16 protein-coding genes are annotated in these 20,251 nt (G+C 72.2%); 7 read left to right on the plus strand and 9 right to left on the minus strand.

The genetic code is table 11. The features are described from left to right. On the plus strand, positions 1 to 655 hold a 655-nt coding region (locus tag ISP_RS00465; protein ID WP_265049893.1), incomplete at its 5' end, for an ISAs1 family transposase. Between the two features lie 90 nt (positions 656 to 745). Here ISP_RS00465 and ISP_RS00470 read toward each other — a convergent pair. Genes ISP_RS00470 through ISP_RS00480 form a run of 3 tightly spaced genes read right to left on the minus strand, consistent with a single transcriptional unit; the run spans position 746 to position 3,624 of the window. Beyond that, entirely contained in the window at positions 746 to 1,630 is an 885-nt protein-coding gene (locus ISP_RS00470; protein ID WP_013222060.1) for a VOC family protein, read from the minus strand. Then, complete coding sequence (locus ISP_RS00475) at positions 1,623 to 2,147, minus strand: RNA polymerase sigma factor (RefSeq protein WP_013222061.1); 525 nt, start codon at positions 2,145 to 2,147, stop codon at positions 1,623 to 1,625. The genes ISP_RS00470 and ISP_RS00475 overlap by 8 nt, the downstream gene beginning before the upstream one ends. 52 nt (positions 2,148 to 2,199) lie before the next feature. After that, positions 2,200 to 3,624, minus strand: coding sequence for an MFS transporter (locus tag ISP_RS00480; protein ID WP_013222062.1), 1,425 nt, complete (start codon positions 3,622 to 3,624; stop codon positions 2,200 to 2,202). A gap of 101 nt (positions 3,625 to 3,725) precedes the next feature. On the opposite strand from ISP_RS00480, the gene ISP_RS00485 reads away from it, so the two are divergent. The 5 genes from ISP_RS00485 (at position 3,726) to ISP_RS00505 (ending at position 8,508) form a co-directional block, all read left to right on the plus strand. Further along, on the plus strand, positions 3,726 to 4,559 hold the full coding sequence (locus tag ISP_RS00485) for a helix-turn-helix transcriptional regulator (RefSeq protein WP_013222063.1): 834 nt from the start codon (positions 3,726 to 3,728) through the stop codon (positions 4,557 to 4,559). Positions 4,560 to 4,625: 66 nt separating this feature from the next. Then, positions 4,626 to 5,732 carry a sensor histidine kinase gene (locus tag ISP_RS00490; RefSeq protein WP_176742181.1) on the plus strand — a complete coding sequence of 369 codons (1,107 nt, stop codon included), beginning with the start codon at positions 4,626 to 4,628 and terminating at the stop codon, positions 5,730 to 5,732. Further along, entirely contained in the window at positions 5,729 to 6,397 is a 669-nt protein-coding gene (locus tag ISP_RS00495) for a response regulator (RefSeq protein ID WP_013222065.1), read from the plus strand. The genes ISP_RS00490 and ISP_RS00495 overlap by 4 nt, the downstream gene beginning before the upstream one ends. A gap of 204 nt (positions 6,398 to 6,601) precedes the next feature. Then, positions 6,602 to 7,597 carry a GDP-mannose 4,6-dehydratase gene (gene gmd / locus ISP_RS00500; protein ID WP_034284917.1) on the plus strand — a complete coding sequence of 332 codons (996 nt, stop codon included), beginning with the start codon at positions 6,602 to 6,604 and terminating at the stop codon, positions 7,595 to 7,597. Next, positions 7,594 to 8,508, plus strand: coding sequence for an FkbM family methyltransferase (locus tag ISP_RS00505; protein ID WP_013222067.1), 915 nt, complete (start codon positions 7,594 to 7,596; stop codon positions 8,506 to 8,508). Before gmd ends, ISP_RS00505 begins: the two co-directional genes overlap by 4 nt. Here the strand turns inward: ISP_RS00505 and ISP_RS00510 are convergent. From ISP_RS00510 to ISP_RS00535, 6 genes are all read right to left on the minus strand, one after another. Beyond that, a complete protein-coding gene (locus tag ISP_RS00510; protein WP_013222068.1) occupies positions 8,502 to 10,856 on the minus strand; it encodes a glycosyltransferase in 2,355 nt (784 codons plus the stop codon). The two genes, ISP_RS00505 and ISP_RS00510, sit on opposite strands and share 7 nt — an antisense overlap. Next, positions 10,853 to 11,986 (minus strand): hypothetical protein, encoded by a 1,134-nt coding sequence (locus ISP_RS00515; protein ID WP_013222069.1) that lies wholly within the window; start codon positions 11,984 to 11,986, stop codon positions 10,853 to 10,855. Before ISP_RS00515 ends, ISP_RS00510 begins: the two co-directional genes overlap by 4 nt. 24 nt (positions 11,987 to 12,010) lie before the next feature. Then, a complete protein-coding gene (locus ISP_RS00520) occupies positions 12,011 to 13,294 on the minus strand; it encodes an alginate O-acetyltransferase AlgX-related protein (protein ID WP_013222070.1) in 1,284 nt (427 codons plus the stop codon). Beyond that, the gene (locus ISP_RS00525) at positions 13,291 to 15,702 is read right to left on the minus strand and encodes a glycosyltransferase (protein ID WP_013222071.1); all 2,412 of its coding nucleotides are present in this window, start codon (positions 15,700 to 15,702) and stop codon (positions 13,291 to 13,293) included. Before ISP_RS00525 ends, ISP_RS00520 begins: the two co-directional genes overlap by 4 nt. Before the next feature lies 1 nt (position 15,703). Beyond that, on the minus strand, positions 15,704 to 16,906 hold the full coding sequence (locus tag ISP_RS00530; RefSeq protein ID WP_230468670.1) for a hypothetical protein: 1,203 nt from the start codon (positions 16,904 to 16,906) through the stop codon (positions 15,704 to 15,706). A gap of 105 nt (positions 16,907 to 17,011) precedes the next feature. Further along, entirely contained in the window at positions 17,012 to 18,205 is a 1,194-nt protein-coding gene (locus ISP_RS00535) for a hypothetical protein (protein ID WP_013222073.1), read from the minus strand. A gap of 226 nt (positions 18,206 to 18,431) precedes the next feature. On the opposite strand from ISP_RS00535, the gene ISP_RS00540 reads away from it, so the two are divergent. Continuing rightward, positions 18,432 to 20,201: a hypothetical protein gene (locus ISP_RS00540; RefSeq protein WP_013222074.1), complete on the plus strand. Its 1,770-nt coding sequence runs from the start codon at positions 18,432 to 18,434 to the stop codon at positions 20,199 to 20,201. The last annotated feature ends 50 nt before the right edge of the window (positions 20,202 to 20,251 follow it).

Consider the following 20,251-nt stretch of genomic DNA (forward strand, 5'->3'; position numbering starts at 1 on the left):
CACCTGGTTCCAACCGCTGCTGGACACCATCGACCTGACCGGGCGGGTGGTCACCGCCGACGCCCTGCACACCACCGTCGAACACGCCCGCTACCTGCATCAACGCGGCGCATACTACGTGTTCACCGTCAAGGAGAACCAACACCGGCTCCACGGCCTGCTCGACACCCTGCCCTGGCACGAGATTCCCGCCCACATCACCAGCGGCAGCGGGCACGGCCGCAGCGAACGCCGCACCGTCCAGCTCGCACCCCTGGGCGATTTCCTCGGCTACCCGGCCATCGACTTCCCGCACGCCACGCACGCGTTCCTCATCGAGCGCTACACCACCCACCACACCAGCCAGAAACGCTCCGCCCACGCCGCTCTCGGCCTCACCAGCCTCACCGGCCGCTACGCCCACCCCGCCCACATCGGAGGCTACGTCCGCAGCCACTGGCACATCGAAAACAAACTCCACTGGGTCCGCGACGTCACCGACAAAGAAGACCAATCCCGAACCCGCACAGGCACCGCACCCCGAGTCATGGCCAGCCTCCGCAACCTCGCCACCAGCACACACCGACAAGCCGGGCACACCAACATCGCCCAAGCACTCCGCCACACCGCCCGCAACACCACCCGAGCCCTCACCCTGCTCGGAATACCCACCTGACCAGCACAAAGACTTTGCCGGAGCCGTGCCGGAGAGGGTGGGGGCTTGAGAGGTGACCCAGACAGGCCGCCACAGCTGGGGCAAGGGGCGCTACTGGCCCGGCTTTTCCCACAGCCAGAACTCGATCCCCTGGTTGTCCGTGCAGTCAGCAGTGTTCCCGTACGGGTGGTGCTCGACCTCCCCAGCCCGCCCACCCTGCTCCCGCACCCGCGCCATCGCCGACTCGAGGTCGTCGACCGCGTACATCAGCTTCCAGCCCACCTGCCGGTCCCCGGCCCACAGCCCGCCTTCGAGACCCGGCCCCGAGAAGCCCCACGAGTCCGTCGTCGAGCCCGGGGTGAACTGCCAGCCCAGCACCGCGCCGTAAAACGCCTTCGCGGGCGAAGCCTCCGGGACCTGGAACGTGAAGTACATGGCCTCGCCGTGGCGGGCCGGCCGCGGGCCGGCAGCCGCCGTCGCCGCCTGGGACACCAGCCAGCGCTGGCCGAACGGGTCGCGGAACGAGCCGCCCCTGCCGTACGGCGAATCGCTCACCGCGCGGATCAGCGTTGCGCCCAGCTCCAGCGCGCGAGCCACCGAACCGTCCACGTCCGGGACCTCGACCCGCACCGACGCGCCACCCTCGCGCGGGGCCACGTGGCCGATCTCCGGGTACTCCTCGGCGAGCATCAGCACCGCGTCGCCGATGGCCAGCTCCGCGTGCCCGACGCGGCCGTCGTCCATCAGGATCGGGTCGCCGCGGCGGACCGCGCCGAACACCTCCACGTAGAAGTCGAGTGCCGCGCGGGCGTCGGAAACCGCCAGGTAGGGCGTCAGCGAACGCAGGGAGGCAGCAGTGGCTGGGACTGCGGTGGTCGTCATATCGGCTCCGTTCAAGATCGCGCGACGCAGGTCGTCGCGTAGTTCGGCGGCGAAGTCCGGGTCGGGGGCGACCCGCTCGGAGGGACGGCGAAGCGCGTCGAAAGGCTCAGGCATCGCGACCCTCCTTCTCCTCGTAAGCGCGCCGGAACGCGGCGCGGGCCCGCACGAGCAACGCCTCCGTGGCGTGCACGCTGCGCCCCAGGTGGCCGGCGACCTCGGGGACGCCGAGGCCGTCGACGTAACGCAGGGTCAGTGCCGCCCGGTGGTGCGGCCCCAGCGACTCGAGCACCTGTCTCGCGCGCAGGGCGTCGAGCTGCTCGTCCCACGGGTCCTCGATGTCCGGCTCGCTGTGGTGGACGAGCCGCAGTCCGCGTTCCTCACGTTCTTTGCGCCGCCAGTGGTCGGCGAGCTTGTGCCGGGCGACGCCGATCAGCCACCCGGTGCTCACTGGAGGTGCGTACTCCTTGCGACAGGCGGCGACCGCCCCGAGGAACGTCTCGGACGTCAGCTCCTCGGCGAGCGTGCGGTCGCCGCAGCGGGACAGCAGGTACCCGTAGACCTCCGGCAGGGCCGTCTCGTACAGCCCGAGCAGCGCGAAGGCCGGGTCCGGTCGTACCCGAGGTTCCGTCACACCTCCATAGTCGTCCGGCGCCCGGTTTTTCCGACGGGTGAATCCCGGATTTCTACGCGCGCGGATCCGGCAGCCGCCGGCCGGTGATCGCGACGATCGCCGCCAGCACCGCCACCAGGCCGATCACCAGCGCGAACGCGTCCCGGCTCCCCAGCGAACCCGAAAGTGCCGCGTACAGGCTCCCCAGCGTCGCGACGCCGAGCGCCAGCGACGTCTGCTGGTTGGTCGTCATCACGCCGGAGCCGACGCCGGCCAGGTCCGTCGGCACGTGGGAGAGCACGATCCGGAACAGCGTCGTCATCGCCAGGGCGTTGCCCACGCCGATCGCCACCATCGACGGCGCCAGGTCGAGGATCGTCACGTGCGGCCAGGTGGACAACGTCGTGCAGAGCAGCGCCACCATGCCCACCGCCGTGATCGCGCCACCGAGCGGGACGACCTTCTGGCCGTAGCGGGTCACCAGGCGGCTGCTCAGCATCGACACCGTGAAGTACGCGACCGCCAGCGGCGTCAGCGCCCCACCCGCGCCCAGCGGGCCGAAGTGCAGGCCTTCCTGCAGCGTCATCGCGAACACGAACATGAACGAGCCGAACGCCCCGAAGAACGGCACGGCCACCATCAGCCCGCGCCGCACGCTCGGCAGCCGCAGCACCGACGGCGGCAGCAGCGGCGTGCCGCCGGTCCGCTCCAGGCGCCGTTCGACGTGGACCAGGGCCGCGGCGGAAACCGGGAACAGGGCCAGCAGCGCGATCGTCCACGCCGGCCACCCCAGCGCCCGGCCTTCCATCAGCGGGACCAGCAGCGACAGCAGCGTGACCGCCAGGAGCAGCGTGCCGAGGCGGTCGACGCCCAGCGGGTTGTGCGCGCGGCTCTCCGGCAGGCGGCGGGCCAGCAGGAGCACCACCAGGCCGATGGGCACGTTCACCAGGAAGATCGGCCGCCACCCGGTGCCGAACAGGTCCGCGGCCACCAGGCCGCCGCCGAGGAGCTGGCCGACCACCGTCGAGAGGCCGCCGGTCGCGCCGAACAGCCCCAGCGCCCGCGAACGCTCTTCGCCGGACGTGGTCGCCTGGATGATCGAAAGCACCTGCGGCAGCAGCAGGGCCGACGCCGCCCCCTGCGCGGCGCGGGCCACCACCAGCGTGCCGGCCGTCGGGGCGATGCCGCAGGCCAGGGACGTCAGCGTGAACAGCCAGAGGCCCGCGAAGAACAGCCGCCGCCTGCCGAAGGAGTCGCCGAGGCGCCCGCCGACCACCAGCAGCACCGCGTACGCGATGCCGTAGGCGGCCACCACCAGCTCCAGGGTGGCGGTGGACGCGTGGAGGTCGGCGTCGATCGTCGGCAGCGCGACGTTGACGATGAAGAAGTCGATGATCGGCAGTGCCGCCCCCAGCAGCACCGTGACCAGGCCGGCGGGGGTCAGTCCCGGCCGGAATTCGGCGCCGGGGGTGCTCGGCGCAAGTTCAGTCGTGCTCATGGGTACTACGATCGACCCGGCTTTAACCTGGTACCAGTTGTTGTTTATCCGGGTACTGTCACTACCTGGTACCAGGTTCGAGAGCGTGCCATCCTGGCACCATGACCACCGTTGTCGAATCCGGACTCCGTCGCCAGGAGCTGGCGAGGTTCCTGCGGAGCCGGCGTGAACGGATCACGCCCGAGCAGGTCGGCCTCCCGATCGTGGGACGCCGGCGGACGCCGGGACTGCGCCGCGAAGAGGTCGCGCAGCTCGCCGGCGTGGGGGTCACCTGGTACACGTGGCTCGAGCAGGGTCGCGACATCAACGCGTCCGAGCAGGTCCTGCAGGCGATCGCCCGCACGCTGCGGCTCGACCCGCACGAGCACACGCACCTCTTCCGGCTGGCCGGCGCGCCCGATCCGGAGAACGAAAAGGACAACCAGGTCATCACGCCGGCGATGGAGCTGATGCTGAAGAAGCTCGAGCCGTACCCGGTCGCGGTCCGCAACGCCCGCTGCGACCTGCTGGCCTACAACCGCGGGTACACCTGGCTGATGGGCGACGTCGACGCCATCCCGTTCGGCGATCGGAACACCCTGGTCCAGTGCCTGCTCAACCCCGAGTGGCGCAAGCGGATGCTCGACTGGGAGGCGAACATCCCGCGCGTGATCGCGTCCTTCCGCGCGGCGATGGCCGACCACGTCGCGGAGCCGGCGTGGAAACAGCTGGTGAAGCGGCTCAAGGCGGAGTCGCCGCTGTTCGCCGAGCTGTGGCCGCACCACGACGTCAACTCGGAGCCGATCCGCACCAAGCGGTACCTGCACCCGGACGTCGGGCTGCTGCAGTTCAACTTCACCTACCTCTACTACGGCCGCCGGTCCGAGATCACCGTGTCGACCTACACCCCGGCCGACGAGGAAACGGCGGCGAAGCTGCCGTTGGTGTTCGACTGACGGCGTACGTCCGCAGTGCGCTTCGAGACGGACGCGCAGCCTGGCCGCGGCAGGTAGTTTCGCGGCATGAGAAGGCCTCCGTGGGCAGGACGCGTGGCGCGCGCCGTCGTCGTCGGGGTCTTCGTGATCGGGGCGACCAGTGCGTCGTCGCGGTGGCAGCCCGGGGCGTCGCCGCTGACGCCGATCGGTTTCGCGTGGCTCGCCGCGACCGTCCTCACGCTGCTGCTCGTCCACCGCTTCCCGCTGACGCTCTTCCTGGTCGCGGCCGCCTCCGCGTTCGGCTACTACACCTCCGGCCTGCCCGGCGGCCCGGTCATCGTGGTCCCGACCATCGCGTTGTTCGTGCTGACCCGGCAGCGCGGACCCCTCACCGCGGGCATCACCGGTGCCTCGGCCCTCGCCGCCGCCTACGTCGTGCACGTCATCACGACCAGGTCTTTCGCGTTGGAAACCGGGGCCGCGTTCCTCGTCGTCTGGCTGACCGCCGTGATCGGGGTCGGGACCGCCGTCCGGTACCAGCTCGACGCGCTCGCCGCCCGCCGCGGCCAGGCCGACGAGCACCGCCACCGGCTCGCCGAGCAGGAACGGCTGCGCATCGCCCGCGAGGTGCACGACGTCGTCGCGCACAGCCTGGCGATGATCAACGTCCAGGCGGGGGTCGCCGCGCACGTCGCCGACCGGCGGCCCGAGCAGGCGAAAGAGGCGTTGCTGAACATCAAGGCGGCGAGCGCGTCCGCGCTGAAGGACCTGCGCGCCACCCTGGCCGTGCTGCGGTCCGGGGAGGACAAGGCGCCCGCCCCGAGTCTCGCGCAGGCCGGCGAGCTGCTGGACCACGCCCGCGACGCCGGGCTCACGGTCGAGGTCCACGGCGAACCCGGCGACCTCCCGGCCCCGGTCGACGCCGCCGCCTACCGGATCCTGCAGGAGTCGCTGACCAACGTCGTCCGGCACGCCGACCAGCCCCACCGCGTCGACGTCCGGTTCGAGCGGCGACCGGGGGCCGTCACGCTCCGGGTCCGCGACGACGGCCGTGGCACCGCCCAGCCGACCCCGGGCCACGGCCTGCGGGGCATGGGCGAACGCGCCGCGGCGCTCGGCGGCCGGTGCACCGCCGGGCCGGTCGACGGCGGTTTCGAAGTGTGCGTCGAGCTACCGATCGAGGGGGAAGCATGATCCGCGTCCTGCTGGCCGACGACCAGGTGCTGGTCCGCGCCGGGTTCCGCGTGCTGCTGGAGACCGAAGACGGCTTCGAGGTCGTCGGCGAGGCGGGCGACGGCGAGCAAGCGGTCGCCGGAGCGATCGAGCACCACCCCGACATCGTCGTGATGGACGTCCGGATGCCCGGCGTCGACGGCCTCGAAGCCACCCGCCGGATCACCGCGAACCCGGACCTCGCCGGAACGAAAGTGCTGGTGCTGACCACGTTCGACGTCGACGAGTACGTCTACGAAGCTCTGCGTGCGGGCGCCAGCGGGTTCCTGCTGAAGGACACCGAGCCGGTCGAGCTGCTGCGCGCGCTGCGGGTCGTCGCGAACGGCGAAGCGCTGCTGGCGCCGACCGTCACGCGCCGGCTGATCCAGGAGTTCGTCGGCCGTCCCGAAAACCGGCGCATCGACACCAGCGCCGTCCGGGAGATCACCGACCGCGAGCGCGAGGTGCTCGGCCTGGTGGCGGGCGGGATGTCGAACGACGAAATCGCCGCCCACCTGGTGATCTCGACGGCGACGGCCCGCACCCACGTCAGCCGCATCATGACGAAGATCGGCGCGCGCGACCGCGCCCAGCTGGTGGTGCTGGCCTACGAGTCCGGGCTCGTCACACCGCGTCGCCCCGCCTGACCCGGCGCACCACGCGGACCGCCCGCACCAGGAACACGACGGCGAGGACGCCGACCAGGCCGATCCAGATCACGGCGCCTCCTCTCCCGGCCGATGCTCTGCTCAGAGGGCGTCCGGGAGGGGGAAGGCGTTCACCGACACGGCGGAAGTCACACCTTCGGGCTAACCTGCTCGGACGCATGGTCACCCGGCTATCCTCAGCGGGTGCGTCGTGCGTTGATCACCGGTATCACCGGTCAAGATGGCCAATACCTCGCCGAGCTCCTCCATGAGAAGCAGTACGAGGTCTTCGGCCTGGTCAAGGGGCAGAACAATCCCCGGATCGACATGATCCGCGCGGGGTACCCGTTCGTCGAGATCGTCGAGGGCGACCTGCAGGACCTGTCCAGCCTGGTCGGGGTTCTGGAGCAGGTGCAGCCGGACGAGGTGTACAACCTCGGCGCCATTTCCTTCGTCGCCTTGAGCTTCAAGCAGGCCGAACTCACCGCGAACGTCACCGGGCTCGGCGTGCTCCGGATCCTGGAAGCCATCCGGATGGTCGGCGGCAGCCAGAACAACCCCATCCGCTTCTACCAGGCCTCGAGCTCCGAAATGTTCGGCAAGGTCCGCGAATCGCCGCAGACCGAAGCCACGCCCTTCTACCCGCGCTCGCCCTACGGCGTCGCGAAGGTGTTCGGGCACGACATCACGGTGAACTACCGCGACAGCTACGGCCTCTACGCCTGCTCGGGCATCCTCTTCAACCACGAGAGCCCGCGCCGCGGCATCGAGTTCGTCACCCGCAAGGTGACCAACGCGGTCGCGCGGATCAAGCTGGGGCTGCAGGAAAAGCTGGTGCTGGGCAACCTCGACCCGCGCCGCGACTGGGGCTTCGCCGGCGACTACGTCCGCGCCATGTGGCAGATGCTGCAGCAGGACGAGCCGCAGGACTACGTCGTCGCGACCGGCCGCACGCACAGCGTCCGCAACTTCGTCGACCTCGCGTTCAAGCACGCCGGCCTCGACGACTGGGAGCGGTTCGTCGAGCAGGACCCGCGCTTCTTCCGGCCCGCCGAAGTGGACCTCCTGGTCGGCGACGCCACCAAGGCCCACACCGAGCTCGGCTGGAAGCCGGAGGTCGGGTTCGAGGACCTGGTGGCCATGATGGTCGACCACGACGTCCGGTTCGAAGCCGGAAAAGCCGGGATCCCGCTGCCGTGATCTCCTACGCGCAGAACGGGGAGGACGTCGTCCTGGCCCGGGTCTTCGCCGGCCAGTCGACCGGTCGCTACGTCGACCTCGGTGCCGGGTACCCGACGTTGGACTCGGTCACCAAGCACTTCTACGACCTGGGCTGGCGCGGGATCAACGTCGAGCCGGAACCGACGCTCGCCGCCGAGCTCGACCGCGACCGCCCGGAAGACGTCAACCTGCGGGTCGCCGTCGGGGCGAAGCCGGGGACGACCGTGCTGCACGCGGTCGACGGCCAATGGGGACGGTCGACGATCGAGGGCTCGCTCGCCGCGCAGTACCGCGAGGACTGGGCGATCCGGGACATCGAGGTCGAGGTCACGACGCTGGCCGCGCTCCTCGACGAGCACCCGGGCGAGCTCGACTTCCTCAAGATCGACGTCGAGGGCGCCGAATGCGCGGTGATCGAGGGCGCGGACTGGCGGCGGCACCGCCCGCGCGTGCTCGTGATCGAGGCGACCGCGCCCGGCTCGCCGACGCCGACCCACCACGAATGGGAGCCGATGCTCCTCGACGCCGGCTACCGGTGCGGGTTGTTCGACGGGCTCAACCGCTTCTACGCCCAGGCCGACGACGCCGAGGGCCTGAAGCTGCTTTCGGCGCCGGCCAACGTCTTCGACGACTTCGAGCCGTATGCGCTGGCCAAGCTGCGTGCGCAGTTCACCGCTTCGGAAGCCGCCCGCCCGGGCGAGGTCGGGTACATCCGCCGCCTCGAGGAGACGGTGGCGCAGGTCCAGCAGTCCCGCGTCGAGCTGGGCGAGCAGCTCGAGGAGGCGCGGCGCGAGCTGGAGCGGGCGCGCCGCACCACCGAGGAGACCCGGCGCTGGGCCGCCGCCCTCGAACACCGCGTCACCGAGCTGGAGGCCCGGCAGCGTCAGTGACGCTCCCGGGCCAGCTGCGCGAGCCTGGCCGTCACGATCCGGCCGACGGCTTCCGGACCGGACCACTCCTCGATCGCGCGGACCGCACGGCGCCCCATTTCGGCACGCAGCCGCGGGGAGCCGGCGAGCGTCCGCAGCCAGCGGGCGGCCTGATCGACGTCCGGTTCCGCCCACAGCCCGCCCACCGGGTACCAGTCGCCGAAGCCGGCGCCGCCGTACCGGTGGTCGGTGGCGGTGATCGGACGGACGTCGTAGCCGACCACCGCGGCCGAACCCGGTGGCATGAAGTCCGTGTTGCCGCCGAAACCGGTCGCCACCACGGCCTTGCCCATGGCCATCGCTTCGGCCATGCCGAGCCCGAAGCCTTCCGAGCGGTGCAGCGACGCGTACACGTCGCACGTGGCCAGCAGGGTGTCCATGTCGGCGCGGGACATCTCGCGCCGGATCAGCGTGCCGCCGACCCCGGCGACCGCTTCGCTCAGCGCCGCGTCCAGCTCCGGGAACAGCTCCAGGTTGTTCGCCTTGAGCACCAGGTGGGCTCGCGGGCCGCGGTCGCCGGGCGGGAACGCCCGCCGGAACGCCTCGAGCACCGCCCACGGGTTCTTCCGGGCGTCGCTCGATGACGCGCTGAAGGTGAACAGCACGATCAAGCCGTCCTCAGGCAGGCCGAACCGCGCGCGGTCGCCGGCCGCGTCCGGGGCCGGCGGCACGACGTTGGGCACGACCGTGATCGGCTTGTCCGTGATGGTCCGGAAGGCGTCCGCGACGAACGACGAGACCACCCACAGCTCGTCGATCCCCGGCAGGTGCGGGCGCGCCTGGGCCGGGGGTGACGGCAGTTCCCACGCCCACAGCCCGATCGTGTAGCGGTCCAGCGCGTGCTCGGGGATCAGCTGCCACTCGTTGACGTTGAGCAGCCACAGGTCGACGTCGAACTCCTTGCCGCGCCGCAGCCCGGCGAGCTCCGGCGGGACCGGGACCGTGCGGTAGGGGGCGTGGCTGTCGACCTCGGTCAGCGTCAGCCCGGTGCCCGACGCGGCGAGCACCTTGGTCAGCCGCCGTGCGGATTCCGCCAGCCCCGTGGTGGCCCGGACGTCGGCGAACACGTTGACGCCGTGCCGTTCGGGAGGCGAGGACGGCGTCGGGGCCGCCAGCGTCCCCTCGACCGCGGCCGCGTACCCCCGCGCCGCGATCGGCCAGTCGGCGTGGTCGGCCGCCCACTTGCGGGCCAGCTCGCCGGCCGCGCGCAGCTCCTCCGGCCAGCACATCCCGCGTTCGAGGATCCGGTACAGCCCCTTCGCCTCGCCGATCGGATCGGTGGGCACGGTGAAGCAGAACGCCGGGTCGAAGTGCCGGTGCTGCGGCAGGTCGCTCGTGATCACCGCGCGCCCCGCGCCGAGTGCCTGCATCATCGTCGCGCTCGTCTCGCCTGCCGTCGGCCAGCGCAAGCTGATCACGGCGTCCGAGGCGAGGATCAGCTCGTCGAACCGGTCCTCGTCCGGGGACAGCTCGAGGTGCACGGACCCGGCGGCCCCGGTCTCCTGGATCGTCCGGCGCAGGTCGGCCAGCAGCGCCGGGGTGGCGGCGTGCCCGGCGATGATCATCCGGGCGTTCGGCCAGCGGCGCCGCAGCTCGCCGAAGGCCAGCACCGCGGCCGGCACCCGCTTGTGCCCGCCCAGGCCCCCGAACACGCCGAAGACGACCTGGTCGTCGGTCCAGCCGAGGCCGGTCCGGATCTCGTCCCGCCGGGAGGTGTCGAGCAGGGTCGCGCCGAGCGGTACCGCGAACACCGGGACACCCGGGTAGCGCGCGTTCAGGAACTCCGCCGTGTGCGGGTCGTGCACCAGGACGCCACGGCTGGCCGTCACGAGCCGGCGTTCCATCGTCAGTGTCGCGCGGTCCAGGGTCGGCACGCCGTCGACCTCGAGCACGGGCATGCCGTGCAGCAGGGTGGGATCGTCCTTGCGGCCGTGGATCGGGCCGTGGGCGTAGCGCACCTCGGCTTCGAATCCGGGCGTGTGGAAACCGCCGAAGATGCCGTCGTGGAAGTCGAGCAGGGACGGGTCGTGCAGGACGACCAGCCCGGGCACGGCGAGTGCCCGGCGGTAGATCCACTCGTGCACGCCCGCGTGGTTGCCCATGTGGTAGATGTGCAGGTCGGCCTGGACCTCGTCCCGGCTGACGATGGACACGCCGCGGGGCGAGCGGGCGCCGGGACCGTCGGTCACCGCGACGACGTCGGTGAGCTCGGCCAGCGCGGCGAGCAGCCGGTAGCTGTAGTCGGCGATGCCGCTGGTCTGCGGGGGCAGCGGGGTCCACATCGCGACGTGCGCGCGCGAGCCCGTCATCGGCGGGCGATCAGGCAGCGGCGCTCGCCGAGCCCGCCGACCGGCTCCGACGCCCGGACTTCGACGTCGCCGAAGCCCGCCGACTCGGCGACGAACCGCAGGTAGATCGGGTGGGGCGGGGTGACGGCGAACGGGTCCAGCCCGGCTTCGCCGTCGCCCGGCAGCTCGACGAGGAGCACCCCGCCCGGCTGCAGCGCCGTCGCGGCCAGGTCGGCGAAGCGGGCGAAGGCGCCGGGCGTGAGCCGCTCGGCGAACCGGAACGCGGTGACCGCGCCCAGCGAACGCTGCGGAACAGCGGCGAGCGCGGCGAGCGGCTCCGCGGGTTCGACGTCGAGGCCGAGTCCCGCGCAGTGCTGCCGGACGAGCGAGTTGCCCGACGCCGCCCGGTACGGCAGACCGGCGGACCGCAGGACCTCGAGCCACTCCCCGCGGGCGGGTGCGGCGTCGAACACCGGCCCGGTCGCGCCGGCCTCCCGCGCCGCCGAAACCAGCGGCAGGTGGGCCCGGCGGGCGGTCCGGACGTGGTCGGCCGGGCCGTCGAGCAGCTCGGACAGCGCGAGCTCGAGGAACGACTCGCGGTCGGCGACCGCCGGGGCGACCTCGGGCACCGGCTGCCCGGCGCGGATCCGGTCGAGCGCCACGTCCAGCTGGGCGTGCCGCAGCCGGACGTCGGCCGCCGTCGAGCTGAGGGCCGCGACCTGGGCCTCCAGCGACTTCAGGCGCTGCTCGGCGTCCGTTTCGGCTTCGGCCGTTTGCGCCTGCTGCAGCCGCAGGTCGCTGAGCTGGGTTTCGAGCCGGCCGAGCCCGGAGTACAGCCGCTGGTTCAGCCCGGCCGTCATCGTCTGGTCCTGCTGCCGGAGCTGGTCGAGCTCGCGGGCCAGGTGGTCGACGCGGACGACACCGTGGCCACCGGCTTCGCCCAGCTGCTCGTGGTGCGCGCGGACCAGCTCGTGCACGGCCACCAGCGCGTCGCGGACGGCGAGGTTGGCCTCGACCTGCCACTTCACCTGGCGCTTCCAGAGGAACCGCAGGGCCAGGCGGCCGAGCAGGTCGGTCCGGCGCAGCGGCAGGTGCAGCTCGCGGTGTTCGTCGAGGCGAGCCAGTGCGGCGGCCAAGCGGTCAGGAGCCATTCGTCGTTCCCCCGGTCGGTGCGGTCAGCGGGCGAGCTTGGTGAAGATGTTCTGCTGCACGGCGGGCGACAGCATCGAAACCGAGCCGACGACCAGCCCGCGCTCGGCGAGCTCGATGACGACGACGTCGCTGCGCTGCAGCAGGTCCGCGGCCGCGGCGCCGCCGTCGTGGTCGGCCGTGCTGGTGTGCAGGGCGGTCAGATCGCGGAAGGTCGCGGCCAGGTACGGCAGGGTCCGGATGGTGAACGAGTCCCCGAGCCAGGCCGTCCGCAGGCCGTAGGTGCCCTCGCCGGTGGCGGTGTCGGTGTGCACCGGCGGGATGTAGTCGGCGGGCATCGGCCGGGTGCGGTCGGTCGTGCCATCCGGCATGAGCGCGTAGTGGGTGCCTTCGGTCTGCCCGGTCCGGCCGATCAGCGGTGGCAGGTCGGCCGGCACCTGCCAGTCTTCCTTGGGCTGGATCCGCCAGCCCGCGCTGATGCCCGGCCGCAGCTTCTCGACGACGGCCCGCACCGCGCTGATCGCGCCTTCGTCGCTCCAGTGCGCGTCCTGCGGCCCGTACACCGGCGCGCCCTTGCGGTTCGCCCAGTCCTGGATCGGACGGCGGGGGTCGATCATGAAGTTCTCGGCGTCGACGCGGCGCCAGAAGTCGCCTTCGATCGCGTCGTGGCAGTCCTTGCCGACGTAGTTGTCGGGCAGGTACTGGGGGACCATGCCCACCTTGTCCGGCGCGACCACCACGACCAGCTGCCGTCCCGACGCCTCGATGCCGTCGCGGAAGCTGCGCAGCTGGGCGAACGTCGTGTCGAGGTTGGACGCCTGCACGCAGTGGCTGGTGACCTCGTCGCCGAGGTACAGCCAGCCGCTCTTGCCCTCGATCACGTTGGGGAACTGCCGCCGGTCGTACTTCGGGCTGTCCGGGGCGGGCACCGGGACCTGGAGCGGGTTCTGCTGGTTCTCCTGGTTCAGCGGTGGCGGCTCGCCGAACACGCCACGGCTGATGCCGTCGGCCGCGTGCACCGCCTGCTCGCGGAACACCAGGTGGTCGGTCGCCCACCGGGTGAACTGCGGGAAGAACGACCAGCCCTGCCCGAAGCTCGGGAACGGCGTCAGTGCCCGGTTTTCGAACTGGCTCGGGCGCGCGCCGGCCACGGCCGACAGGCCGGGCGTCGCGAGGAAGACGATCGCGCAGATCAGCGCGACGAGCTGGCTGCGGCCGTGGCGCGGCCGGTACAAGGCGTGTTCGCGCGGGAGGAACGCCTCGTAGACCGGCGGCAGCGCCGGCCGGGGTCCTCGTCCGGTCGTGGTCACGTCGCCCCCCGGAACTTGCGCGCCGCGGCCCGCACCGGGCGCAGCAGGCGACGGGCGCGCGCGACCAGCGGATGCCGGGGCGGCGGTCCGGCGGACTGGCTGGCCAGCCACGTCCGGTGTGCGGAGGCCAGCCGGTCCCGCATCCATGACGCGGCCACCTCGGTCGAGCGGGTCCGGAGCACGTGCTCGCGGGCCGCCTGGCCACGACGGCGAGCTTCGGCGGGGTCGTCCGCGACGGCGCGCATCGCGGCCGCGGCGGCGTCGAGGTCGGGCTCGGCCCAGCGCCCGCCGGGGTGGTAGGGCGGCCAGTCCGGGCCGACGTCGGTCATCGTGCACGGGATCGGCCAGCCGTGCCCGGGCCCGAAGAACTCGGTCGTGCTCGAGTAGTCCGTCGCGATCACCGGCAACCCCCTGGCCATCGCCTCCGCGACCGTGAGCCCGAACCCTTCGCTGCGGTGGAGTGACACGTAGGCATCGGTCCTGGCATACAGGTCGTCGAGTTCGGCGACGGTGAGGTACCGCTCCAGCAGCTCGATCCGCGGGTCGTCGCCGATCACCCGGCGCAGCCGCTCGACCGCCGGGACGTTGCGGTGCCCGCCCGTGGCCTTGAGCACGAGCCGGACGTCGTCGCGGTCCGGGAAGGCGCGGTGGAACGCGTCGACAACTCCCCAGGGGTTCTTCCGGCCGCCGGTGGAGTTGAAGTCGAAGATGAACAGGAACTGCGTCGTGGCACCCGGCTCGCGCGCCACCGGGCCGGGATCGGGCACCGGCACGGGAATGGTCCGGACCGGGACGGGGGAGTGCGCGGCGATCGCCCTCGTCGCGAACTCGCTCGGCGTCCAGACCTCGTCGACCAGGGCGAACCCGTCGTGCATCGCGACGGGGAAGTCTTCCAGCTCCCACGCCCACAGGCCGATCCGGTAGCGGCCGGCGCCGGCGTCCGGGTGGCTGTCGAGGATCAGCCGGGTGAAGTCGGAGTTCACGGTCAGCAGGCTGACGCCGAACCGCGGCGCCCCCACGTCGTCCGGGGTGGCCAGGCCGGTGGGGGCCGAGCCGGCCAGCGAATGCTCCTCGACGACCGACACCATCGGCACCCCGGCGGCCGCTATCGCCCGCCGCACGACCCGGGCCATCTCGCCGAGCCCGAGCCCGGCCGTCAGGTAGCCGACGACGTTGACGCCGAAGTCGCGGACCGGGGGGACCGGTGGCGGCGGGGCGGCCGGCAGTGCCCAGGCCGGCAGCAGTCCTTCCTGGACGCCGTGGGTCGAGCACCACTCACGGAAGCCGGCCGCGTTCTCGCCGCGCGGGTGCGGGAACACCGCCTGCAGGTCGACGCGGGAGAGCCACACCGCGGCCGCCAGCCGGGTCAGGCCGGCGGCGGCGTCGAGCGGGGACGCGGGTTCGGCCAGCCACTGGCGGAACGCGCGGCCGTCGTCGTCGCCGAAGGGGTGGGGCGGCACCTTGTCGGCCACGACGTCGAGCGAGCCGGGGGTGTGCTGCGCACGCTCGGTGCGCAGCCACGCCTCGTGGTAGAGCTGTCGCATTGGGACAGTCAGCGGTGAGCCGTCCGGCAGGGCGGCGAACCGGTTCTCGACGGGCTTCGCCGAGCCGAGGCGTTCGCGGTACGCCTCGCACAGGCGGCGCAGGACCGGTTCGGCGGACAGCCGCACGCGCGGCCGCTCGGGGTAGTCGCCGGTCAGCAGCCACGGCCGTCCGGGGTCGAAGCCGCGGAAGGCGAAGAACCGCAGCGGCTGCCCCGACACGGCAGGCGGGTCACCGGCCAGGCGCCGTTCGTGCAGGTTCCAGTAGCCGACCGCGAGCCCGGGATCACGCACGACGAACAGGTCGAACAGGCCGCCCGCGAGTTCGGGCCACCGCCGGTCGGGGCCGGTCCGGTGCGGCGGACGGCGGCGGGCGTGCCCGGCCCAGTGCTCGAGGAACGGCCGCGCGGCCTGCCCGGCGGCGAGGAAGCCGTCGAACACACCGGGGACGTCTTCGGGTTCGAGGCCGTCCTGCGGCAGCGGGGCGAGCAGGGCCGCGGCGGCGACCAGGCCGTGGTCGCCCGCGAGCAGGCTCACGTCCTCGAACGGCGCGTGGACCTCGATGTCCGGGTCGAGCAGGACGACCACGTCGAAGCGGTCGAGCAGCTTCGCGAGCAGCAGCGGGCGCAGGACGTCGGCGAGGTCCGCGCCGGCGTGGCAGGTGACCAGCCGGAAGTACTCGTCGGGGTCGAGGCCGAGGTCGCCGGCCGCGGTGTCGCCGTCGGCGACCAGCAGGACGAAGTCGTGCCCCGGGTGGTGGGCGCGGTACGACGCGGCGAGCACCTCGGCCGCGGCCAGCCGATCCCGGGTGACGACGGTGCAGGCGGCCGAGCGGGGCCCCGGCCGCCCGGGACGGCGACCCGGCATGTCAGCCGTTGGCGGGCAGCTCGGCCAGCTGCTTCGCGAGGATTTCGTCGAACACCTGGGACACGCTGGCCATGTCGCCGCCGTCCACGTGCACCCGGACGACAGTCTGCTTGTGCACGTAGTGCGCGCGCACGAGAGCCTTGCCGTCTTCGCGGACGAGCTGCATCACCTCGACGCCGGGCGGCGTGGTGCCGGTGTACTTCGTCAGCTTGTACTTCGCCTGCAGGTTGACGAGCTTGTCGACCGCCTCGCTCGCGGCGGAGCTGCCGGCGGTCTTGACGGTCATGACCACGATCGTCGCCCCGGAGGGCAGCGTCGACGCGGATCCGCGGGACACGGTCGGGTTGGCGCCGGCGAGGGCGTCGTACTCCTCGTCGGTGAGGACCTTCGCCGCCTTCAGGTCGTCGAAGGTCGGGAAGTCGGTGTTCCACTGCACGGTGCCCGGCAGCTTCGCGATCTCCCGGTCGTCCTTCGGCTTCTGCGGGGTCGGAGCCGGGCCGGACGAGGCGGCCGGCGGCGTCGGGTTGCCGGAGTCGTTGCCCGAGAACAGGAAGTAGCCACCGACGCCGAGACCGGCGAGGACGACCACCGCGACGACGATCGCGACGATCTTCTTGCCGCCGCCGCCCTTCCGGGACGTCGTCTCGAACGACGGCTCCGGGCCCTGGCCGACCCAGTTGGTGTCGGCCGGGAATTCGGAGCCACCCCACGGCGTGCTGGTGTCCTGGCTCGGCACGGCCCACGGCATCTGCTGGCCCTGCGGGTGCTGGTACTGCGGCTGCTGGGCCGGGAACCCGCCGGAACCCTGGCCCTGCCGCCGGTACGCGCCGGAGACCGACTGCGGGGGAACGCCGGGCACGACCTGGGTCCGCTCCGCGTCACCCTGGCCCGCCGGCGCCCACCCCTGCGGCGCTCCGCCCTGGTTGACCGCCTGCGTGCGTTCGGCGTCGCCGAACGAGGCGTTCACGATCTGGGTCTGCTCGGCCGACGGCGTCCCGCCCGCCTGCGGCTGCCCGGGCGGCGGGGTCACCGGGGCGATGATCTGGGTGCTCTCCGCCGGATTGTCCGCGGGCGGTGCGGCCTGGGGTTCGGCGTTGACTGCCGCGGACAGGACACTGTCCCGGCGCACCCGGTAGTCGTCCGCCGAGATCTGGCCGGCGGCCAGCTCTTCGTCCAACCGACGCAGTTCCTCCTGCCAGGACAAACCCGGCCCCCTTCTCGTCAGCGTTGCCGGCCGAGCCAGCTCACGCATCATTGTGCACTCAGGGCCCCTCGCCGAAGTCCAGAGGGTCGATTCGTGACTTGCCGCTCAGCCCGCCGGCAGCACGTCTTCGAACGCCTTCACGGCCCGGTCCTGCTCGCCGCTCAGGCCCAGCTGGCTGCGGTAGGGCTGGGCGGTCCCGACGATCACGACGTTGTTGCCCGAGCCGTACCACGTGGTGTTCAGGAACTTCGCGCCGTCGCTGCCGGAGACCGTCCGGACCGGCGACTGGACCGGCTTGAACCCGGCGTCCAGCGCCTGCTGGTACAGGGTTTCGACGACGGACTGGGCGTTGGGGGCGCTCGTCGTCGGCACCACCACGACCAGGTAGGACACCGCGCCGTCGCCGGAACCGCGGAAGATCACCTGCGTCGCGCCGTTGCCGGTGAACAGCTCCGCCGTCTTCGGCAGGTAGAGCCCCAGGTCGCGGCCCTTCGCGACGGACATCGTCGAGTTGTTCGGGTTGGGGACGCCGGGGAGGGCGGGCAGCCGCTCCTCGAGCGGGTCCGACCGCGCCCCGGCCGCGGTCGACGGCGCGCCCGGCGGGGGCCCGGCCTGGGGCGGGTTGTCCGTGCCGGAGCCCAGCCACATCGTCCCGCCGACGATCATCACCAGTACCACCAGCACGCCCGCGGCCAGGAACAACCAGGTGGGCCGTCGTCGCGAGCCGTCGCCGTCGCGGTGCCGTCCCGCCGGCTCCGGGTTCTCCTCCGGCCGGGGCGGCTCGGGCCGGTCGCCGGTGGGCCAGACCTCCGGGAACCGGCTGACCTGGCCGCCCGGGACCCGTCCTTCGACCCGCAGGTACCGGGTCGGGTTGATGTCGGCGGGACTGGGCGCGGTCGTGAGGTGGTCGGGGACCGGCGGCACGACGGGGTGGGAGAGCGTTTTCTGCGTTCCCGAGTCGGTCCGCTGCCACGGCGGCGCCGGGTGCGGGGCCCGCGTGGGGTGGCCGGAGGACGGCGTGTCGACGCGCTGGGGCGGCGCCGTCCGCGGGTCGACCGGCTGGATGGCGGGGCGGGTGGGATCGGTGGCGTTGGCGGGATTGGCGGAATTGGCACGGTTGGCGGGATTGGTGCTGTGCCAGGCGGCCGGGCGCCGGAGCGGGGAGGCGACGGGCGAGGGCACGGTCGAGCCCGACGCCTGCGCGAGCAGCTCGTCACGCTGTTTCCGGTGCGCAGCCGGCTCGATCCGGCCGGCCGCCAGGTCCGCGTCGAGTCGACGCAGATCTTCCTGCCAGCTCATCCTTCGACCCCCATCCAGCCGTTCGGGGCATCAGTCTGGCACGTACGGCCGACCTGCGAGGTTGCGGTTTGAGGTTGATCGGCAACGTAGCGCAAGTGCCGCGGTTTCGGGAGTCCTTCGCGGTGAACAACGTGCCGCCGGGCCGTGGGGACGGTCCGGTAGGGTCCGGCTGCCCTGGTCACGGCGGTGGGAGAGAGCCGGACCGGCGTTCATGAGGGGAGCCCGCTTGAGCACCGAAGCACCACCCAGGCCGGAACGAGCGCTCGGTCGTCTTCGCCCGACACCGAAGGCCCGCGAGGGCCTGTTCGCGCTGCTCGCCGGTTTCGTCATTTCGGGGCTGTTCAACTACCCCGTCGTGCTGCACCCGAAGTCGTTGGTCACCGGCGACCTGGGTGACCCGCTCCTGCAGGCCTGGCAGTTGGCGTGGCAGCACCACTTCGTGACGTCCGGGGGTGCTTTGTGGACGGGCAACACCCTGTACCCGGCGCCCGACAGCTACGCCTTCTCGGACTCCCTGCTCGGTTACCTGCCGCTGGGGCTGTTCGGCGACGGCCCGTACACCGCGATCATGCGGTACAACGCCGTCTTCCTGATTTCCTTCGCGCTCGCGTTCGCCGGGGCGTACGTCCTCATCCGGCAGCTCGGTGGCAACTGGCAGGCGGCGGCCCTCGCCGGGACCGCGTTCGCCTGGGCGCCCTGGCGGCTGACCCACGCCAGCCACCTCAACATCCTGTCGGCGGGCGGGATCGCGCTGGCGCTGTTCGCGATCGCCCGCGGGCACGGCTATTCGCTGCGGCACGGTCGTCGCCCGGAGCTGTCGAGGCCGTGGTGGGCGTTCGTCGGCTGGGTGGTGGCGGCCTGGCAGGTCTCCCTCGGCTTCGCGGTGGGCATGCCGTTCATCTACCTGCTCGGCGTGGCCGGCCTGCTCATCCTGATCACCGCCGTGCGGCGGTGGCCGCGGTTCGGTACGCGGCTGGCCGTGGCCGACGGCGCCGGCATCGCGGTCTTCCTCGCCGTCACGTACCTGATGACGATCCCCTACCGCCGCGTCGTCGACGAGTACGGCTTCACCCGCGCCTGGAAGGAGGTGCAGCTCTACTCGCCGCCGCCGCAGGGCCTGCTGGCCGCGCCCGACTCGACCTGGCTCTGGCAGAAGGGACCCTTCAACCTGTGGAGCGGTGCCTTCGCCGACCCGGCCTGGGTGTCGCTGCCGGGCGCGTCGGAGAAGCTGCTGTTCCCCGGGCTGGCGTTGCTGCTCGTCGCGCTCGCGGGGCTGTTCTTCAGCGTCTGGTCGGTCCGGGCCCGGGTGGGCCTCGGCATCGCGACGGTCGTGGTGACGGTGTTCGCCCTCGGCTCGGAGTTCTTCGGCGGCGACTACACCTACTACGTGCTGTGGCGGTACCTCCCGGGCTGGGACGCCCTGCGCACGCCCGGCCGCCTGATGCTCTGGGTGCTCCTGCTGCTGGCCGTGCTGGCCGCCGGTGCGCTCACCCGCACGGCCGAGTGGCTGCGCACCCGCGACACGACCTACGACCAGGGCCGGTTCCTCCAGGTCCTGCTCGTGGTGCCGGTGCTGTTCGCGTTGCTGGAGGGCATTCCCGACCAGCCCCACCCGTCGCCGCCGGGCATCCCGCCGGACGTCGCCAAGGCCTTCGAACACGACCCGAAGCCGGCGCTGATCCTGCCGATCAGCCAGGAGGTCACGCCGTTCAGCGAGTTCGTCTACCAGTTCTGGTCGACCGACGGCTTCCCGCCGCTGGCCAACGGCCACAACGGGCTCCTGCCCCCGCAGTACGGCGAAATCCTCGCGGCGGCCACCACCTTCCCGGACGCGCACAGCGTCGACGTGCTGCGCAAGTACGGCATCCAGCAGGTGCTGGTGCTGAAGGTCGGCGCCACCGGCACGCCGTACGAGGCGGCGCTCACCCGGCAGCTCGACGGGCTGCCGCTCACCCGTTCCGAATCGGCGGACCTCGTCACCTTCACCCTGCGCTAGTCACCCGTCAGGCCCCGGAAACTGTCGTACATATGTTCTAAAATGGGCGT

The organism is Amycolatopsis mediterranei (assembly GCF_026017845.1).
Taxonomy (GTDB): Bacteria; Actinomycetota; Actinomycetes; order Mycobacteriales; family Pseudonocardiaceae; genus Amycolatopsis; species Amycolatopsis mediterranei.

What these genes read in the sequence shown, in the direction of transcription:
- ISP_RS00470 (WP_013222060.1), bottom strand. Translation starts at nt 1,630, where the DNA reads ATGCCTGAGCCTTTCGACGCGCTTCGCCGTCCCTCCGAGCGGGTCGCC.
- ISP_RS00480 (WP_013222062.1), bottom strand. Translation starts at nt 3,624, where the DNA reads ATGAGCACGACTGAACTTGCGCCGAGCACCCCCGGCGCCGAATTCCGG.
- ISP_RS00485 (WP_013222063.1), top strand. Translation starts at nt 3,726, where the DNA reads ATGACCACCGTTGTCGAATCCGGACTCCGTCGCCAGGAGCTGGCGAGG.
- ISP_RS00490 (WP_176742181.1), top strand. Translation starts at nt 4,626, where the DNA reads ATGAGAAGGCCTCCGTGGGCAGGACGCGTGGCGCGCGCCGTCGTCGTC.
- ISP_RS00495 (WP_013222065.1), top strand. Translation starts at nt 5,729, where the DNA reads ATGATCCGCGTCCTGCTGGCCGACGACCAGGTGCTGGTCCGCGCCGGG.
- ISP_RS00510 (WP_013222068.1), bottom strand. Translation starts at nt 10,856, where the DNA reads ATGACGGGCTCGCGCGCGCACGTCGCGATGTGGACCCCGCTGCCCCCG.
- ISP_RS00515 (WP_013222069.1), bottom strand. Translation starts at nt 11,986, where the DNA reads ATGGCTCCTGACCGCTTGGCCGCCGCACTGGCTCGCCTCGACGAACAC.
- ISP_RS00525 (WP_013222071.1), bottom strand. Translation starts at nt 15,702, where the DNA reads ATGCCGGGTCGCCGTCCCGGGCGGCCGGGGCCCCGCTCGGCCGCCTGC.
- ISP_RS00535 (WP_013222073.1), bottom strand. Translation starts at nt 18,205, where the DNA reads ATGAGCTGGCAGGAAGATCTGCGTCGACTCGACGCGGACCTGGCGGCC.